This window comes from Fulvivirga lutimaris (assembly GCF_009711525.1).
GTDB classification, from domain to species: domain Bacteria; phylum Bacteroidota; class Bacteroidia; order Cytophagales; family Cyclobacteriaceae; genus Fulvivirga; species Fulvivirga lutimaris.
In genome coordinates this window covers 1-2,065 of record NZ_SMLV01000115.1, presented here as the reverse complement: position 1 = coordinate 2,065, position 2,065 = coordinate 1, and the positions used below count along the sequence as shown (strand labels likewise).

Below are 2,065 nucleotides of genomic sequence, written 5' to 3'. Positions count from 1 at the left end.
TTTTATTTATTTTAAAAAAAATTGTTGGCTGAAATGAAACTTAAATTATGTGTTGCAGTTCTCGTTCTTCTCTTTTATGCATGTTCTCCGGAAGTGGAGCAGTTTGTAGTTAACTCTGGTGTAGAATTTACTACTTTACCTATCACCAATACCCAAATTATAAATCAAAATAATCAATACTATTATTATTTTGATTCCTATTACGTAGGAGAGAATTCAGTAATTTATTATTCAAAAACTCCAATTGTTGAAGTGACTTCTAGTGTTTCTCTAATAGATAGTGACATTACCATAATAGATCATGGTCATTACTATGATAGGGATGGAATTAATACAAACATAAGTAATAGGACTGAGTTTGGTAGTTTCACTAGCAGTTCGAGTTTCACTAGTACATTTGATCTATCGTTACTTGCAAATCCAGCATACGAAGACTTAATTGGTGTTAACATTGTACCATACATTGAAACAAACAAAGGATTCATCTTAGGAGATCCTATTGTAGTTTATTATTTATCAAACCCTCAGTATGTTGGATTATCTCTGGCAAATGTAAACGGAAACTCTTTTGATAGAATAGATAGTAGGTTAAGCATTTTATATGGAGAATATGGAAATTATAGCGAGTTATACCCAACATCTGTTAGTATATCTGAGTATGGTGTTGTATACAATACTTCAGCAACACCAACTATTAATGATAGTAAACAAGTTGTAGGAACATCCATTACGCTTTCGCAATCTAATACCACACCTGTTGAAAATGACGTATCCATTAATGGGCTTGATGATAACAAGGCATATTACATTCGTCCATATGCCATTGACAGTGATGGCAAGGTTTATTACGGGAGCGAACAAACTGCTGCTACCATTATAAAGAAAGGATGGTTTCTGATTAATGATTCCTATCCTGGTAGGTCAATTGACGATGAAGGTATTTCTTTTTATCATGAAGGCAAGATTTATTACGGAGGAGGAAAATATTATAATGGGGTTTCTTATGCTCATAATGATGAATTCTTTCAATATGATATAGCTACAAATGAATGGCGGAATATGGGCTCCGAGCCAACAGGAATCGGGGGTTTTGAAACATTCACAATAGGTGACATGGCTTATGTTCTAGTCAATTATTTCAATTATAGTTACCCTGTAATGTGGGCCTATAATATACAGACTAATGGATGGGAGCAATTAGTCGATCCCCCATTTTTGATTAGAGATGATTTTGCCACATTTTCATCCAGTTCAAATGGCTATGTTGTAGGCGGGCAGTTTGATTATAATGATTATACAAGTGAGGTATGGAGATTCAATCAAGCTTCAGGTTCCTGGACTCAATTAGCTCAGGATTACCCTGATGGTGCCGCCATATATTTGTTGGCCTCATCGAATTCAGAAAAAGCCTTTGTAGGTTATGGTCAAAATACAAATTCCCCTAATTATAATGCTATTGAATTTGATTTTGCTACTGAGACTTGGGGAACCACTTATTATACATCAAGTATGGGTAACACAAATGACGGATTTCTATTTGCTTTTGAAGATCAATTTATAGCGGGGAGTAACTATCAATTACAATCATACGACTTGATAAACGATTCTTGGACGGGTCTGAATACTGATGATAATCAACCCTTCAATATTGAATATTATTATGTGCATGATGGAGCGGGTTATATAATTAATAGTAATCAACAAGTATATGTCTATTATCCATAAGCAGATGAAGAAAAACACCTTTTTAACTGCAGTATTATTTATTGCTGTTGTCAATAGTTATGCGCAAGACCTCAAAATGATTGAAGTTGATTTATCTTTTGGAGTGGCTCCTTCCTACTGGAAGGCTAAGGATAATGTTATTAATTATGACTATTTATCTGATGATGATGGAGGTATTCTAAATGATAAATTATTAAATGCAAGTGCTATTGGCTATTATAATCTTAATGAACGCATAAGCGCTGGGATTTATTTCAATGCATCATTGTTTGAATCTGATAACACCAGTTGCTCCATAGGAAATCTTGGACTTGTTGGGCGCTACATACTAAACCCAAGA

The 2,065-nt window shown here is 34.2% G+C and carries 2 protein-coding genes; both read left to right on the top strand.

All coding sequences use genetic code 11. The annotated features are described in order from the left end of the window. The first annotated feature begins 33 nt into the window (after positions 1 to 33). Positions 34 to 1,725 (top strand): Kelch repeat-containing protein, encoded by a 1,692-nt coding sequence (locus tag E1140_RS00545; protein WP_155178005.1) that lies wholly within the window; start codon positions 34 to 36, stop codon positions 1,723 to 1,725. A 4-nt stretch (positions 1,726 to 1,729) separates the two neighbouring features. Further along, positions 1,730 to 2,065 (top strand): hypothetical protein (locus E1140_RS00540; protein WP_155178004.1); only part of this gene is annotated, 336 nt, incomplete at its 3' end.